A 16,177-nucleotide genomic window follows, 5' to 3' on the forward strand; every position below is an offset into this window, starting at 1 on the left:
CAAAACGTTAATTCGTGACGGGTCTGTTTTTTTGTTTACTTGGCTTGGCTGTTAATAATGGCTTGTTGTGCCAATTCGGTGACTTTTGCCCAATTTTTTGCTTTGACGGCATCGCCTGGGGCTAACCAAGAACCACCTACGCAAGCCACATTAGGCAAGGCTAAATACGCTAAATAATTTTCTGGTGAAATACCGCCTGTTGGGCAGAAAGTCACTTGCGGTACTGGGCCGGCGATGGCTTTTAACATCGGGATGCCGCCAGCGGCTTCGGCAGGGAAGAATTTGAAATGATCCAAACCGTATTCCATGCCCAACATTAATTCAGACAAGCTGGCAACGCCGGGGATCAGGGCGATATTACCGTTAACCGCCGCTTCCAATAAGGTTGGTGTTAAGCCTGGGCTGATGGCGAACACTGCGCCCGCGTCTTCAGCAGCTTTGAGTTGTTCTGGGTTAAGGATTGTGCCTGCGCCGACAATGGCGTCTTTGACGTTTTCGCTAATCAGTTTGATGGCTTCTAAGGCAATCGGCGTACGCAAGGTGATTTCCAATACTTTAATGCCGCCATCGACCAACGCTTGTGCGAGCGGTACGGCATCGTCCAAATTTTGGATGACCATGACCGGCATTACCGGGCCTGCGTTTAAGACGTCTGTCGGGTCGATTTTCCAGTTTTTTTGAGTCATTTTTTAATTCGCTTTAAGTTATTTCAGTAGGTTGGGGTGAGTGTGCGAACCCCAACAAGCTTGTTGGCATGGGTTTGTTGGGGTTCCTGCGTCACCCCAACCTACATTAATTAATCACAAACAAACAAATTGGACGCGCCAGTTTCCGCTGATGACGCATTTAAGCGGAAGCGTCCGAACATTTCCCGTCCCATACCGTAATGGTGGTTTTTCGCAGTATTCGGCACAGGCACGCGGGCGTTGAATTCGGCTTCGTCAACCAAAACGTTAACATCACCCGTTTGCAAGTTCATGGAAATAATATCGCCGTTGTGGACTTTTGCCAGCGGTCCGCCGACTTCGCATTCTGGACACATGTGGATGGCGGATGGCACTTTGCCGGATGCACCGGACATACGCCCGTCAGTAACCAAGGCGACTTTAAAACCTTTGTCTTGCAATACGCCCAGCGGTGGCGTGAGTTTGTGCAATTCCGGCATACCGTTGGCGCGCGGGCCTTGGAAGCGGATCACGGCAACAAAATCTTTCTCCAATTCGCCGCGTTTGAAGGCCGCCAACATGTCTTCTTGGTCATCAAAAACGATGGCAGGGGCTTCGACAATTTGATGGTCAGCCGAAACCGCCGATAATTTCGATACGCCGCGCCCTAAATTGCCTTTCATCACATGCAAACCGCCGCCAGTAGCGAATGGTTGCGCGACGGTGCTGAGCACTTCATGGTCTAAAGATTGTTCAGGCACAGGTTCCCACGCCAATTTTTCGTCGATCAATTTTGGCTCTTGGCAGTAGCTGTTCATGCCTTTTTTATCGGCAATGGTGAGGATGTCTTCGTGCAACAGGCCATTACGCAACAGCTCGGCAATCAACACACCCATGCCGCCAGCGGCTTGGAAATGGTTCACGTCGGCAGAGCCGTTTGGGTAGATTTTGGCGATTAACGGTACGGCTTTGGACAATTTGTCGAAGTCATCCCAGTTCAAGACAATACCGGAGGCACGGGCGATGGCGATCAAGTGCATGGTGTGATTGGTTGATCCTCCTGTCGCCAGCAAGCCGATGACGGCGTTGACGATGGCTTTCTCGCAAACCATGTGTGCGATAGGCCGCCAGTCGTCACCCATCGAGGTGAATTTCAATACTTGGCGCGCTGCTTCTTTGGTCAGCTCGTCACGCAATGGAGTGTAAGGGTTGATGAATGAGCTACCGGGCAAATGCAAACCCATGATTTCCATCATCATCTGGTTGCTGTTGGCGGTGCCGTAGAAAGTACAGGTGCCGGGGCTGTGGTAAGACGCCATTTCCGCTTCCAGCAATTCTTTACGGCCAATTTTGCCGACTGCATAGGCTTGGCGGGCGCGGGCTTTTTCTTTGTTGGTCATGCCGCTGGGCATGGGGCCGGCTGGCACGAACGCCGCAGGCAAATGCCCGAAACTCAATGCGCCAATCAGCAGGCCTGGGACGATTTTGTCACACACGCCTAAATATAAAGCGCCGTCGAACATGTTGTGGCTCATACCGATAGCGGTCGCCATGGCGATCAAATCGCGGCTGAACAACGACAATTCCATGCCCGCTTCGCCTTGGGTGATACCGTCGCACATGGCTGGCACGCCGCCCGCCACTTGTGCAACACCGCCCGCTTCGCTCACCGCTTGTTTAATCAAATCCGGCGCGTCTTTATAAGGTTGGTGGGCAGACAACATGTCGTTGTAAGCCGTGATGATGGCGATATTGGGTTTGTAGTCGGCCTTTAAATCGGCTTTTTCAGCGGCACTACAAGCGGCAAAACCATGCGCCAAGTTACCGCAGCCCTTACCCACACGGGTAGGTGCGTTTCTGGCGACTTTGTCGATGTATTGCAAATACGCAGAACGCGTCGGATGACTGCGTTCGATGATCTCTTGGGTAACTTTCTCGATTATGGGGTGCATGTCAAAAACCTATTATGTGGTTTGGGTTATTGTTTGTTTGCCAGGGCAAGCTACCAATAACCCGATAATCATTTTGAAAATTGCCTGGGAAAAACTCCCAAACAAGATTTATTCTTCCCAAGCGCGGCTGTCCCTAGCAATTAAGGCTACCGAGGCAATCGGACCCCAGGTGCCGGCGGCATAGGGTTTCGGTTTGGCGTTCATGTGCTTCCAAGCATTTTGGATGGAGTCTACCCATGTCCAAGCTTGTTCGATTTCTTCGCGACTTAAAAACAGTGTTGGGTTGCCGCGCAAGGCTTCTAAGATCAGTTTCTCATAGCCGCCAAAAATTCGGTTGTTTTTAAAATCGTCTGAAAAACTTAAGTCGAGCTTGGTTTTTTGCAATTTAATGTGCGGGTCTTCAATGCCGGGGATTTTATTGAGCATTTCAATCTCCACACCTTCGTTGGGCTGCAAGTGGATAATCAGCTTGTTCGGCGGTAACGAACGGAAGCTGTCATCGAAGATATTGTGCGGTAATTGTTTGAAATAAACGACAATTTCCGTGCATTTACTTTGCATGCGTTTGCCGGTGCGCAGGTAAAACGGCACACCTGCCCAACGCCAGTTGTCGATGTCCACGCGCATGGCGACAAAGCTTTCGGTAGTGCTGGCGGTGTTCGCACCTTCTTCTTCCAAATAGCCAGGTACAGGCACACCTTTTAAGTAACCTGAGGAATATTGCCCACGCACGGTTTTTTCTTCGACATTGCGCTTGGTAATGGGGCGCAAAGCCTTCAACACTTTGATTTTTTCGCTATGGATACTAGCGGCTTCCAAATTGGCAGGCGGTTCCATGGCGATAAAGGTCAAAATTTGCAGCAAATGGTTTTGCAGCATGTCACGCAACTGACCGGTTTTGTCGAAATATTCCCAACGCCCTTCAATGCCCACTTCTTCCGCCACGGTAATCTGAATGTGGTCGATGGTATTGTGGTTCCAGTTGGTGGTAAAAATGGAATTGGCGAAGCGCAAAGCCAACAAGTTAAGCACCGTTTCTTTGCCCAGATAATGGTCAATGCGGAAGACTTGGCTTTCTTTAAAAACGCTGGCGACCACATCGTTGATTTCTTGCGACGACTTCAAGTCATGACCAATCGGTTTTTCCATAACCATGCGCGATTCATCGTTCAGCGCACCCGATGCCGCCAAACCTTGGCAAATGCTTTTGAACAAAAACGGCGACACGGCGAAGTAATTGACCATCACCCGTGTTTCAGGATCAATCACACTATTGAGCTTTTGGTATTGGTCAAGCTGGGTCAGGTCAATTTGCAAATAAGCGAAACGGGCGGCGAAACGCGCCAACACCTCTTCATCAAGCACTTCACTAGAAAACTCCTGCAAGCTTTTGTGGATCAGCTGGACGAATTCGTCGTTTTCCATGGCATGCCTATCGACACCGGTAATGCGCGTTTCCGGTTCAATTAAGCCCGCCATTTCTAAACGAAACAAGGAAATAAACAGTTTGCGGCGCGATAAATCGCCTAACGCGCCAAAGATAACCAAATCACAGGGTTTAAAGGTTTTTTTGTCTTTCATGATGGTTTTGCCAACTAAATGGACAGGCAGATGAGTAGGAAAAGCAATAAATATGCCGATAATGCAGACCCATATTATCGCAGAAAATGTGGGTATATGCTTTATTGATTCAATGGTCTTACTCGATTGCCTAGATGGCACGGGCAAGTTTGAGCGTAACGGACGCACCATTTTTGGTGAACACGCCCAAAAGTAAAAAATGCTTGCATCAAAATAGGGCAAAAATTTGGACAACTGTTGACAGCGGTTGTTGATCCCGATTATAGTTTCGACTCGAAACTATAATCGGGAGACAAACAATGAACCAGGCCATTTTTTATCACGCAGGCTGCCCCGTCTGCATCAGCGCAGAACACATGCTTGCCCATGCGCTCGACAGCAACAAATACCCATTAACTATCGTGCATCTGGGCGAGCAGCCCGAACAGCTTGCCGAAGCGGAAGCGGCTGGCGTCAAATCGGTTCCGGCTTTGGTGCTGGATGGGCAGGTTTTCCACATCAATTTTGGCGCATCGTTAGATGCCTTAAAGTAAGGAAGCTGCTATGGACAACCCACAATCTCAAGACAAATTTTGGCTTTATGTCGGCTTTACCGTCTTTGTCATCATTGCCGGCATTGTCATGGTCAAACAAAGCGAGAACGAAAAATACGCGCCCATCAAACAACAGCTTGAACAGGAAAACGCCTTAATGAACATACGCGTCATCGGCTAAACAGCCGCGACCTTTTTGGAGGAAAGACCATGAAGATAAATAAAACCGCTTTGCTGGCAATCTTGGCATTCAACATCGGCACCACGTCGGCAACCGAATACATCTATCGGGATTTAATGGCGAACACCCTGCCCAATCCCGGTTGTGTTGCCGAACAACAAGCCATAGCCAGTGCCACAAAACCCTACAACGTAAAAAACTACAGCAAGAAATTCTGCCAATCGCAGGGCTACGGCTGGCATGTTGACGCTGTCAAAGACGAAGGCAAACCCGTCTGCAACGATTGCGGCACCGCCAACAACGGCAACAAACAATGCCATTTGGAAGATGTGGTGGTGACGTGCAAGCGCATCAAACCAGGTTCGGTGGGGATGTTGCCGGGGAGAAGTTGAGAAAGGTGGTAAAAGATGGGCGCGCGGGCATCTTGCCCGCAACTGGCTACAAAATGTTCGCGCTCTTTAATTTGTTGGCTAAGAAAAAAATGTTAAAAAAATTAGCAGATGCTTTTAAATGGCAACAATGAACTGATGACCCTACCTTTACAAACATGGCGGCAAACTTTTGTAATTGCGTAGCATCCCCGCCAGCAATTGGGGCAACTGGCACTATTCGGGCTGATCCGAGTGGAAGACGGCAACTTAATACCGATAAACAACAGCAACTGCATGATCCTGATGTTGTTTTTACAAAAAATAGCGTAGTAAAAATTAATTGCTTACACGAGAGAGGCATCAAAAAACATGTTTTTTGGTGCCATCTTTGAAAAGTAACATCACGTTGCTCTTTACCATTCCCAAAAATATATGCCATAAATTACTGTCATTTATGTGAAATTAAGCCAGCATAAAACCTTATATAGTTTGCAAGCTGTTTTCAGTCGCAAATCCTAAACCCTAAACCCATTTTAAATTGCCAAAAGCCATAGCGTTAAATATCCGCGCCATCAACATCCCATGAATATTCAGCTTTAAGATTATTTAACGATCTACCCAAATAAATCCCATCATGCGGAACAAGCAAGTAAAACCATAACTTATTGCCATTATTTTGGGCATGTTCATTCGCATAGCGACACCAGCGGCTAGCTGCACGGGCTTTGAGTTGTACTTCATCGGTATTCATTTGATCTGCCCGCTTGGGTTCAACTAGCAAATAATAATCGGTACATTCCACCACGAAATCCGGCTCATAATTTTGACCGTTCTGATATTCGATACGAAATTGCCCGCTTGCGGGTTTCATCCATTTCAGTACCTCTTTATCGTCTTCCAGCAGTTGTGCTAATCGCCATTCACCTTCTGCTGAATCAAATTTTTGGTACGGATAACAACATTTGTTAAATCCTTTGAATACCATCTGGCGTATTGCCCGTTTGTCGGCAATCGGGGCGCGAAAATCACGCGGACTTTCACCAGAAAGCAAGGTGAAGGTCGCAGGTTTTAGCACCTCAAACCCTTGGGTAACTTTGCCGATGTAACCCGTTGGCGTTGTCCATTGGTGTTCGCGCAGTTGCGCCCAAATAAAATCACTGAGCTGCTTTTGGGCGTAGATTAAAACATTTTCCACCTTGTCTTCATCATGCAAATATGACCGTAAATACGACAACATTTGCCCGGACAGTTTGTACAGCAATTCGGCGTGATCGTCGTAATCAATTTCATCCTTGTCCATGAGATTACGCACCAGATAATTTTCCAAGCGTTCTTCATGGGCATCTTGCCCCGCCCAATGAATGCTGGCTTTTTGGTTGTTGTCCAAATGATGTAATAAGATTTCTTGGCTAACGGGTTGAACGTTTATCTTTTCCAAGCGTTGGAGATCAAAATCTTGGAAACCGTAATTGACTTCACGGGTCGGTAATACCACGATTTTAGGTACATCCAGCGTCAGTTCCACCAGTTTTTCAGTCACCGCGTGAACAATATCTGCAACTTCAGCATCACTCAGTAAAGTTGCTTGTTCCAGTTCTGGAAGTAGCCGTTGCAAAGGCGGATTGTCGCGGACAATTTGTTGCACCCGACGCACGACGGATGCTTGCACGTCTTCCTTACTCAACTCCTTGCTTGATGCCAACCTAGCGGATTGCTCTTCAACCACTTTTAAGACAATTTCAGCCACTTTATTGCGTTGCTCAGATTGCTTAATGACCTCGTAGGATTTACCACTCACATCAGAAATGACATTATCATCTTGTGTCGCCGATTTTCCGGTCGTCAGCATATCGGCATAAGACGGCGAAACAATCACTTGCGGTTTTTTATCCGGTATATCGGCATCGTCACCGCCGATAAAAAGCACCTTGCGGATAATGGATTCCGCATCATTAGCGCGGTCGATAATTTCCTGAAAACGCTCATGGGCGATAATCGTCAGCCTATCTACCGCCTCCACGCCAGTGCGCTTGCCATAAGGTAAACGTAAACCACGGCCTATAGTTTGTTCAGTCAGAATCTCTGAAGCCGAAGCCCGAAGCGGCACAATCGTATACAGATTGGTCACATCCCAACCTTCTTTCAGCTTGTTGACATGAATCACAATCTCAGTGTGTTCATCATGCTCAACCGCCAGCAAGCGCTGCATGGCTTCGTCGGATTCTTCGCCGGACTGGTTGGAATGTACCTCGATGACTTTGCCCTGATAACGCCCGTCAAAAAAATCGGCGGACTCAATCAGGTTTTTGATCGCTCCGGCGTGGCTAGTATCTTGCGCCACCACCAGCATAAACGGTTTTACGGGTTTGGCTTGATGGCTGCTGGCATAAGTCTGTAATTCCACTTTCACAAATTCATGATGATGGATGCCATCTTCCAACTTGATTTTTTCCAGCTCGGCAATGCTGTATTGGTCGGCACGGAAATCCCTACGCGTTGCCACTGCCGGAATTTTGACAAAGCCGTCATTCAACGCACTGGCTAAGGGGTAGTGATAAATAATGTTGGCAAAATCACGTGGTTTGCTGCCCGTGGTTTTCGGTGTCGCGGTCAGTTCTAAGCCCAATACCGGTTTCAGATCATTAATGGCTTTCGCGCCAGCGCTGGCGTAATAGCGGTGTGCCTCGTCCATTAACACCACTAAATCCGGCAATCCTGCCAAGTAATCAAAATACGATTCACCAATGTACTCCTGCAAACGCCGCACTTTAGCAACGGATGACTTTGCCGCACCTTTTTTGCTGTCGCGGGCATTGATTTTGGCAATATTAAAAATATTGATATGCGGCGCGCTTTCATAAGCGAACAAATCGGCGGTTAAGGTTTGTGGCACGGCATAATCCAGCCGTACGCCGCGTCCGCTATCGTAATCTTCACCCGTAATGATAACGGGGGGCGTTTGCGCGATTTCGGGGATGCCCGCAAACACATATTTGGGATGCCCCAAAGTGAAATCTTGTTTCAGTTTTTCATAAATCGTCAGGTTAGGCGCTAACACCAGAAAATGGCGGCTGCGTCCGGTCAGATACAGCCAAGCAATCATCGCACCCATCAGCCGAGTTTTGCCCACGCCGGTTGCCAACGCAAAACACAGCGACGGAAAAGTGCGTTCAAAATCTTTCACGGTAGGGTATTGCTGCCCAATTACCGCCAACCAATGTTGTAAATCCGGGTCTTGGCTTAAGTTTAGTTGTTCCAGCAGATCAACCAGAATATCCAGTGATTCGCTCTGCGGCGTGCGTAACGACAGGCGGGCGGCGAGTTGATTGGCGATTTTTTGCCCATTGATTGGTGGGTTCATGGCTGTCCTTTTCCTGAGTTAGGCATCTTCGTTATCTGAAATCTGCGCGTCAGCCAAAACCTCATCATCCGGCAGCACATTCAGACTGAAACTGTAATCGTCATGATCCCACTCGCACTTGTTTAAAATGGCTTGCGGAATCTTTTTTAAGGTCAGATTGGTAAAGGCGTTGGTATCTGCCATAAACGCCTTACAACAGATCAGCAAGGTGCGGCTGTCGCCGACCTCATCGCTGATGACCTTAAGCTGGTCATGGCTCAGGCTACCCGTGGTGACGTAGATAAAATCGGTTTCGGTGCTGTGCCCGTGCAGCCAGAAATGCGTCCGGCTGGGCGCATAGTGAAAGCCCATATGTTTACACATCGCTTCGCTGAGCATTTCGGCATTGTAGGCTTTATTGATAACCCAATTGCCCCAGCTATCTTTTTTCAGCAGGGAAGGCGCGAGGCGGAAATACCGGAAACCACCGCCACCTTGCCAGTTGACGGCTTTGCTGATGCCACCTTGGTCTTCGCCGTCGATGACTTTTTTCAGGCGCGGCACGATGTGGGTGTGGCAATGCTCGCCCAGCTCCACCATGATCCAGCGGCGACCCATTTTATGGGCAACTGCGCCCGTGGTGCCGGAGCCTGCGAAGGAATCTAGGACTAGGTCGCTTGGAGTAGTGGCAATGTGTAAAATACGTTCAATTAATCGCTCTGGCTTAGGCGTTGAAAACGGCTCTTTAGAATTAAATTTCTTAACTTCTTGGCGAGCATTTCTGTTTTCACCAACTTCTTCATAAAGCCAGACTGATTTTGGCACAATTTTCGATTCTTCTACTTCAGTCAGAAATCTTTTGATGCAAGGCTTGTTGTTGCCATCTTTACCAAAAGTAATTCTATTGTCAGCACACAATTCTTCAAATTTTTGTTTTGAATAGACCCAAGCCCGACCATCAGCTGGTTTTACTTTTCGACCAGATGGTGTCGTAATTTCATACAAAGCATTTTCACTTATAGTTTTTACTGTCATATCCCCAGCAAACCAAGTGCCACGACCATAAGTTTTTCCATTTGAATCTACTCCATCATGTTCATCAGAGTTTTTATAAATTGCGTTTTGAGCGTCTGATCTCTCTAGCTTGATAGGTCGCCAGATGCTTTTATTTTTTGCAAAAACAATAATATGATCATGATTATCTGAAATCCATTTGGCATCATTAGACGGTGACGATTTTTTCTGCCAAACCACATTTGCCACAAAATTCCCCCGCCCAAACACCTCATCACACAACACCTTCAAATAATGCGCTTCATTATCATCAATGGTAATCCATAGCGAACCATCCTCAGCCAGCAGCGTCCGAATCGCTTCCAAGCGGTCGCGCATCAGCGACAACCACAGCGAATGCTCCAGGCCATCGTCATAATGGGTGAACGCACTGCCAGTGTTGTACGGCGGGTCGATAAACACGCATTTCACTTTTCCGGCGTATTGCTGTTCAAGGGCTTTAAGCGCCAGCAAGTTATCGCCTTGAATCAGCAGATTATCGTAGGAATTCTGCGGCGGGCTGTCTTGGTCGGTGAACGGAATTTCCGCCTGTGCAGAACCGATTAGCGCATCGGCACGGTAAGACAGGGTTTTGTCTTCCAACAGGATACGCGGCTCCAAACGCGGGCGTTTGTCTTTGCCAATCCAAGTCAGTTCCAGTTTTTGTTTTTTGCTCATGAGTTTTTTAGTGTGGGGATGGATAATGCCAGTTGATCCAGCTCGCGCCGTAGTTCCGCCTGCAACTGGGCTTCGGTCGGCAAGTAAAGCTGGTAACGGCTGGCAAAAATTTGGGTGTTACGCTCACCCAAAACATAACGCACAACGGCATCATTTTTTTCGCTGCATAAAATCAGGCCAAGGGTCGGGTTGTCGTCGCTACTGGCTATTTCACGATCATAATAATTGACATACAGTTGCATTTGCCCCAGATCAGCATGGTCAAGCTTGCCGATTTTGAGATCAATCACGACATAACATTTTAATTTGATGTGATAAAACACTAAGTCAGGGTAGAAATGGTCGCCCTCTAAAGTCAGCCGCATTTGCCGCCCCACAAAGGCGAAGCCGCTACCTAGCTCCAGCAGAAAATCCTGTAATTGTTGCAGTAGCGCCTGTTCCAATTGGCTTTCATGCCATTGGGTAGCTTCAGGTAGATTGAGAAACTCCAGCACATAAGGGTCTTTGATGATTTCAATAGCTTGCGTTGCTTGCAAGCCTTGGCTTGCCAACGCCAATACACCGTCTTTATCCCGGCTTTTGAGCAAACGGTCAAACAGCAAGGAGGTAATCTGCCGTTCCAGTTGCCGGGCCGACCAGCCGCTACGGATGGCTTCAATTTCATAGAAATCCCGCGCTTCTTGGCGTTCAACTTTCAGCAAGGTACGATAATGCGTCCATGATAAACCGGAATGCAGCAGACCGGGTTGCCAAGCGTTTTGATCTTGATCGGCCAATTGGTCACGCAGTGCGTGGCTTTTTGTTAACAACGCCGGATAACTAAGAAAAAATGCACGCATGTATTTAAGTGATGAAACCGAAAAACCACTGCCATATTCATCAGTAAGCTGTTTTGACAATGAATTTATCAGGGTTTTGCCATATTCGGCCCGCTGTTCACCGCCTTGTTCCGCTTCCACAATTTGTTTGCCAATTAGCCAGTTGGCACAGACATGCGCGGAATTGACGGAGCGCACGGCCTGCTGCCGAGCGTTATCCCAAATCTCACGGATACGGTTGATGAGTTCGGCGTTGGTTAAGCTATCCATATTGCGCCTTATTCGTCGTTGAACTGTGCTATCAGTCCATTCACTGCCCGGCTTGCTGCGTAAATGGTCAGTTTCAGTTCGGTATTTTCAGTTTGTTCGTAAAGTGGGCTGCGGGTTGATAGCCGCTCGCTGGCGTTTAGGATGGTAGGTACGCCTTCACCGCGCCGCTCAATCATGTTCTGACGTTTGCTGACCGGATCAGCGGGAAAGTAGCGGCTCAGCAGGTTGACCAGTGTTTCATTGCGGGTGATGCTGTTGGCGTCCATGCTGTCTACTGTTAGGGTATTTGGCAGGCCGCCGGGTGTGCTCAGTTCCAGCCTATCGCTGAATAAATGCAAGCGGATACGGCTGCCGTAGAGGGCGTAATCCCGGTGCGCCACTGCGTTTACGATGGCTTCGTACACCGCGCCAAGATCATATTGCGGGATGTCGATACGGCCTGGGCGTTTGACCGCTTCGGTCTTCATGTTGCGCTTAACAAAGTTGAAAGCGTGTTGAATCTGGCTATCGACCGATCCTTCGCAATCCTGGGCATCGAGCTGATATTCTGCGTTGCGCTCAGTGCCATTGTAGGCGACACATTGCACATAAGCTGATGACAAAAAATCAGCGGGGCGAGCCGTCAAAAGCAATACGCCAGTGACGGTCAAACAGGGTTGTTGTTCTTCATTTTCCGACATCAAATAAAGCTTTTTTAGCTGCATCCGTTCGGGCAAATCACCACGCAGAAAACGGGCTTTCAAGGCAGGGTCGATAACCTCAAGGTGGGCATTCGGCACGGCTTGTTCGTCAAAGCGAATGAAGCGCACCATGCTGCGCTGCTGGAACAATCGCGCCAATAATTCGGGCGACATTTCTCGTTTGGTTGACCCTGAACGATGGAAATAACCGTTGGGGCTTAAATGCACAAAAAGGCTTCTGGGAATTTTTACCCAGATCACGGGTTTGAGATTGCCTTGAAGGTCGGGGATTTCGACGAGACGGGTTTCAATCAGCACTGGCGGCTTGATGGCTTGGGCTAAGTTGGTCAGCCATTGTTCGACTGTATCAAGGTGTTCCTGGGCAATGCCTTCAACAGCACGGGTTTTGTCATTAATGCCCAACACTAAAATGCCGCCGCTGCCGTTGGCAAAAGCCGCCACTTCATCGGCAATGCTGTCACGCTGGGGGCTTTTGACTTTCCCGCCTTCAATCACTAAGGCTTTGAATTCATAGCCTGTATCTTCCCCCAATCGGATTTGGTAGACCAGTTCCCGAACCAGTTCGATGGTTTTTATCATATCGATTACCCTACTAATTGCCAACGGATGGTAAACAGGTGTTCACGGTGCTGCTGCATTTCAAGGGCTGCCTCAATGTCTGTCAATAATCGGTCTTCTTCAGCTTCGATTTTCTTCTTTTCTTCATGATAATTTAGCATCAGCTGGTCTCGTTCCCGTTCCCGCTGTTTGAGGAATTTTTTTGCTTCCATTTTTTCTTTCAGTGTCGGCAGTTGCCTGGAGGCTTTACGGGCGTCCTTGATCTCCTGATCCAGTTGTTTGATATGGATATTCAAGGCAATAAGCCGGTCATCCGCCCAGCGATCCAGCTTTTCGGTTTCTTCGTCGTAATAACGTTCGTTGTCTTTTTCGGCGGCGGCTAGCTTTTCCGCCGCAAGCTCCTTGAGCTGATTATCCAATAGTGCCTTTTTATTGAGTTTCGCATCCGGTTTGATTTCTTGAACGGGCAATTCTAGCAGCCGGTCAATAGTTTTGGCGGGGAGTTCTTCACCTGCTTCTGAGCAAGCCGTCAACAACAGATGTTCAATGGTTTGTTTGCTGGTTTCTATAGTCAGCTTTTCCAGTACCAGCTCACCGGATTGGCCGAACAGTTCCCTTAAATCCGAATATTGTCCATTGCCCTGGGGATTGTATTCAAACACCAGCTCTACCGGGGTTGCAGTCCGGCACGCATGATCTAATTCAGCTTTTGCCTGTTCGATTAAGTCTTTACCCAAACCTTCATTGGGGCGAAAAAATTTGGCATCCAATTCATCGGCTCGTTGCCAATCAACGTCATACCAATGACCTTCAGTTGAGCCAGGCGGGGTATAAAAAAAGCCATGTTCATTAAATGGCATGTCCGGTAAAGACATACGAGCCAGATGCAATAAGCGTTGTTGATAATCGTTGAGGTGTTGTTCAGTTGCCTCGCGGCGCAAATTTAACCGTTTGACGACATCAACATCGAAGTTTTCCAGCAATGATCGGCGGGTATCCTGTGAACGCGCTTCCAAGACATTTAAAAATTCGGCTTGCAAGCGATTAAATTCTTCTTCAATTTGTTCGTCATTGCGGCATTTTTGGTAAATGTCATGGATACGCCGCTCAATATCAACACCCGATTCTATGGAACCAAGAATTTCATCGGAGGCACCAAATACGCCTTCAAATAATTGAAACTTCAGGTTTAGCAGCTCAAAGACACGTTCATCAGCACGATTACCTTTATTGATGAAATTCACCACGACAACATCGTGTTTTTGTCCGTATCGATGTACACGACCGATCCGCTGTTCGACCCGTTGTGGATTCCAAGGCAGGTCGTAATTGATGATTAATGAGCAGAACTGTAAGTTAATACCTTCGGCTCCAGCTTCGGTACAAATCATAATACAGGCATCTTCACGAAATTTATCAACCAGCGCGGCTTTCATATCAGCACTTTTTGAACCGGATATACGCGACGAGCCTTGGTGTTTTTTCAACCAATTTTGGTAAATATGCTTTGAATCCAAATCGTTGTTGCTACCATTCAGCAACACTAACTGGCCAAGGTAGCCTTGCATATTTAAATGCTCGCGGAGCCATGTTTGGGTACGGACAGATTCGGTAAAAATAACCGCTTTACGCGCACCACCTAACCGCTCTGTAAAATCAAATGCTTTGCCTAATACCCTTAACAAGGCATCAAATTTGGAGTTTTGGGTAATATTGCTGGCGAGTTGTTTAAAATCTTTAAGTTTATCAATTTCTGCCTGTAAGGCTTGCGGGTCTATTGAATCAGCATCTTCTACATCATTTTCGTCTGCTAGATCATCCATCGCGTCGTAATCTTGTAACGCATCAAGCAACGGCAGTTTTTTTTCCAACCGATCAATCATGGTTGTCAGCGTGCCTGCGATGGCATAGGCGGAAGAAGCCAGGATTTTACGGATAACCAAGGTTACCAAATGGCGGGCACCTGGTTTAATTGCCAGCAAATCATCTTGTTGCAAATAGCCCGATACTTGGCTGTAAAGCTGTAATTCTTCTTCTCCAGGCCGAAAATCTTCAGTCATTGAATAACGGCGGGTAAACTTAATTCCGCCTTCTTCTTGAACTTGTCTGCGTAAGGTGCGCCTGCATATTTTTTTTAACCTTGAACGTAACAGGGCAAATTCAGCCTCATCCAGTTTTGGACGGCAGTAACGGGCTTTAAATGAGTCAAGGTCACCGAAAAAATGCGGATCGATAATGGAGGTAAGGCCGTAAAGTTCCTGTAGGTTATTTTGTAAGGGAGTGGCAGATAGCATGATCTTAGGCCGACCTTTTAAAGCGCTATCTAGCTTTTTAGCCGTCTTTGCACCGTCGGTCTTATAGATATTACGCAATTTGTGGGCTTCATCCATCACCACCATATCCCAAGGGACACTTCTTAATTCAGAGTCTTTACGGGCTGCAAATTCATAAGAACAAATCACCACACATTCTTCGCCAATAAAGGGATTGTTTACCCCTGATTTTAATAAGGCGTTAAAATTTTTGGCTTCGAGAATCCGTGAAGGCAGGCAAAATTTTTCTTCTAGTTCTTGACTCCACTGCTTGCGTAAGGTGGCAGGTACAATCAATAAAAGCTTACGTTTACGTTCCGCCCATTTTTGAGCCAAAACCAAACTAGCCTCAATGGTTTTACCAAGACCTACTTCATCAGCGAGGATAGCGCCATTTGAAAGTGGAGAAGCTAACGCAAACAAAGCAGCCTCAACTTGATGGGGGTTCATATCAACTTTTGCGCTGGCAATAATTTGGGTCAGCGATTCTTCGGCTTTACCTTCCAGTGTTAGCCAGTAAGCAAAATAAGCTTTTTGGTGAGCGGTATACATCAGTATTCCATCTTAAATAATAGAGAATTCATGGGCTAAATGTTTATATACAGCATAACAAATTTATCAGCACCCAGAGTTTGGCTCTATGTGAAATACAGTCAGTATTCTCCCAAACATCATTGAACATTGCCTTTAAGCCGGATACCACAGTGCACTTTAATTGTTTGTAACTATCAAGGCTTTTATATAATGTCGATTTATTTGTAATCTAACACATAAACCCGCTGTTTTCGCCAATCCTTCTGTTAAGCCTATGACTCCAACAACATTTATTACCACTTCACCCTCCCCCGATATTTTCTCTTCCGCCTTTTTGCTCGGCAATGTCGGTGCGCCGTTTATCATCGGCCTGGCGGTCGGTTATTTCGCCAAAAAAATGCTGCGTTTTGCGTTGTTTATTGGCGGCGCGGCGGTGGTAATGCTGTTTGCTAGCGAATATTACGGTATTGTCTCAATCAGCGACGCGCAATTGCAAAGTGCCGCCAGCGCAGCAACCGATGTTGCTAAATCGTCGGGCGATTTTTTAATCCACCGTTTGTCAAGCATCACCAGCAAAGGCGTGAGCGGGGCGGCGGGATTTTTTATGGGTTTTAAAATCGGTTGATGGTC

At 47.4% G+C, this 16,177-nt stretch carries 13 protein-coding genes; 5 read left to right on the plus strand and 8 right to left on the minus strand.

Going from position 1 to position 16,177, the window contains the following annotated elements:
• Positions 1–35: 35 nt before the first annotated feature.
• The 3 genes from ACYQ1O_RS02020 to zwf all read right to left on the minus strand — a co-directional run bounded on the left by ACYQ1O_RS02020 (position 36) and on the right by zwf (position 4,198).
• On the minus strand, positions 36–686 hold the full coding sequence (locus ACYQ1O_RS02020; RefSeq protein ID WP_459989930.1) for a bifunctional 4-hydroxy-2-oxoglutarate aldolase/2-dehydro-3-deoxy-phosphogluconate aldolase: 651 nt from the start codon (positions 684–686) through the stop codon (positions 36–38).
• Positions 687–796: 110 nt separating this feature from the next.
• Complete coding sequence (gene edd / locus ACYQ1O_RS02025) at positions 797–2,617, minus strand: phosphogluconate dehydratase (RefSeq protein WP_459989932.1); 1,821 nt, start codon at positions 2,615–2,617, stop codon at positions 797–799.
• Positions 2,618–2,725: 108 nt separating this feature from the next.
• Entirely contained in the window at positions 2,726–4,198 is a 1,473-nt protein-coding gene (zwf, locus tag ACYQ1O_RS02030; protein ID WP_459989933.1) for a glucose-6-phosphate dehydrogenase, read from the minus strand.
• 52 nt (positions 4,199–4,250) lie between these two features.
• Here zwf and ACYQ1O_RS02035 point away from each other — a divergent pair, with 52 nt between their 5' ends.
• The 4 genes from ACYQ1O_RS02035 (at position 4,251) to ACYQ1O_RS02050 (ending at position 5,304) form a co-directional block, all read left to right on the plus strand.
• Complete coding sequence (locus ACYQ1O_RS02035; RefSeq protein WP_459989934.1) at positions 4,251–4,394, plus strand: hypothetical protein; 144 nt, start codon at positions 4,251–4,253, stop codon at positions 4,392–4,394.
• A 103-nt stretch (positions 4,395–4,497) separates the two neighbouring features.
• Complete coding sequence (locus tag ACYQ1O_RS02040; RefSeq protein WP_459989936.1) at positions 4,498–4,731, plus strand: glutaredoxin family protein; 234 nt, start codon at positions 4,498–4,500, stop codon at positions 4,729–4,731.
• Positions 4,732–4,741: 10 nt separating this feature from the next.
• On the plus strand, positions 4,742–4,912 hold the full coding sequence (locus tag ACYQ1O_RS02045; RefSeq protein ID WP_459989937.1) for a hypothetical protein: 171 nt from the start codon (positions 4,742–4,744) through the stop codon (positions 4,910–4,912).
• Positions 4,913–4,941: 29 nt separating this feature from the next.
• Positions 4,942–5,304 carry a hypothetical protein gene (locus tag ACYQ1O_RS02050; protein ID WP_459989938.1) on the plus strand — a complete coding sequence of 121 codons (363 nt, stop codon included), beginning with the start codon at positions 4,942–4,944 and terminating at the stop codon, positions 5,302–5,304.
• A gap of 535 nt (positions 5,305–5,839) precedes the next feature.
• Here ACYQ1O_RS02050 and ACYQ1O_RS02055 read toward each other — a convergent pair.
• The 5 genes from ACYQ1O_RS02055 to ACYQ1O_RS02075 are packed head-to-tail and all read right to left on the minus strand — an operon-like array spanning position 5,840 to position 15,565.
• Positions 5,840–8,644: a DEAD/DEAH box helicase gene (locus ACYQ1O_RS02055; protein WP_459989940.1), complete on the minus strand. Its 2,805-nt coding sequence runs from the start codon at positions 8,642–8,644 to the stop codon at positions 5,840–5,842.
• Between the two features lie 18 nt (positions 8,645–8,662).
• The gene (locus tag ACYQ1O_RS02060; RefSeq protein WP_459989941.1) at positions 8,663–10,354 is read right to left on the minus strand and encodes a site-specific DNA-methyltransferase; all 1,692 of its coding nucleotides are present in this window, start codon (positions 10,352–10,354) and stop codon (positions 8,663–8,665) included.
• On the minus strand, positions 10,351–11,442 hold the full coding sequence (locus ACYQ1O_RS02065) for a PDDEXK nuclease domain-containing protein (protein ID WP_459989943.1): 1,092 nt from the start codon (positions 11,440–11,442) through the stop codon (positions 10,351–10,353). Before ACYQ1O_RS02065 ends, ACYQ1O_RS02060 begins: the two co-directional genes overlap by 4 nt.
• An 8-nt stretch (positions 11,443–11,450) precedes the next feature.
• Positions 11,451–12,722 (minus strand): RNA-binding domain-containing protein, encoded by a 1,272-nt coding sequence (locus ACYQ1O_RS02070; RefSeq protein WP_459989944.1) that lies wholly within the window; start codon positions 12,720–12,722, stop codon positions 11,451–11,453.
• A 5-nt stretch (positions 12,723–12,727) separates the two neighbouring features.
• Positions 12,728–15,565 (minus strand): SNF2-related protein, encoded by a 2,838-nt coding sequence (locus ACYQ1O_RS02075; protein WP_459989945.1) that lies wholly within the window; start codon positions 15,563–15,565, stop codon positions 12,728–12,730.
• A 256-nt stretch (positions 15,566–15,821) separates the two neighbouring features.
• On the opposite strand from ACYQ1O_RS02075, the gene ACYQ1O_RS02080 reads away from it, so the two are divergent.
• On the plus strand, positions 15,822–16,172 hold the full coding sequence (locus tag ACYQ1O_RS02080) for an FUN14 domain-containing protein (RefSeq protein WP_459989947.1): 351 nt from the start codon (positions 15,822–15,824) through the stop codon (positions 16,170–16,172).
• The last annotated feature ends 5 nt before the right edge of the window (positions 16,173–16,177 follow it).

It is taken from the genome of Methylosoma difficile, from assembly GCF_054657615.1.

Coding starts and splice junctions, on each gene's coding strand:
- ACYQ1O_RS02060 (WP_459989941.1), bottom strand. CDS start 10,354: ATGAGCAAAAAACAAAAACTGGAACTGACTTGGATTGGCAAAGACAAA.
- ACYQ1O_RS02075 (WP_459989945.1), bottom strand. CDS start 15,565: ATGTATACCGCTCACCAAAAAGCTTATTTTGCTTACTGGCTAACACTG.
- edd (WP_459989932.1), bottom strand. CDS start 2,617: ATGCACCCCATAATCGAGAAAGTTACCCAAGAGATCATCGAACGCAGT.
- zwf (WP_459989933.1), bottom strand. CDS start 4,198: ATGAAAGACAAAAAAACCTTTAAACCCTGTGATTTGGTTATCTTTGGC.
- ACYQ1O_RS02020 (WP_459989930.1), bottom strand. CDS start 686: ATGACTCAAAAAAACTGGAAAATCGACCCGACAGACGTCTTAAACGCA.
- ACYQ1O_RS02040 (WP_459989936.1), top strand. CDS start 4,498: ATGAACCAGGCCATTTTTTATCACGCAGGCTGCCCCGTCTGCATCAGC.
- ACYQ1O_RS02070 (WP_459989944.1), bottom strand. CDS start 12,722: ATGATAAAAACCATCGAACTGGTTCGGGAACTGGTCTACCAAATCCGA.
- ACYQ1O_RS02065 (WP_459989943.1), bottom strand. CDS start 11,442: ATGGATAGCTTAACCAACGCCGAACTCATCAACCGTATCCGTGAGATT.
- ACYQ1O_RS02035 (WP_459989934.1), top strand. CDS start 4,251: ATGCCGATAATGCAGACCCATATTATCGCAGAAAATGTGGGTATATGC.
- ACYQ1O_RS02045 (WP_459989937.1), top strand. CDS start 4,742: ATGGACAACCCACAATCTCAAGACAAATTTTGGCTTTATGTCGGCTTT.
- ACYQ1O_RS02080 (WP_459989947.1), top strand. CDS start 15,822: ATGACTCCAACAACATTTATTACCACTTCACCCTCCCCCGATATTTTC.
- ACYQ1O_RS02050 (WP_459989938.1), top strand. CDS start 4,942: ATGAAGATAAATAAAACCGCTTTGCTGGCAATCTTGGCATTCAACATC.
- ACYQ1O_RS02055 (WP_459989940.1), bottom strand. CDS start 8,644: ATGAACCCACCAATCAATGGGCAAAAAATCGCCAATCAACTCGCCGCC.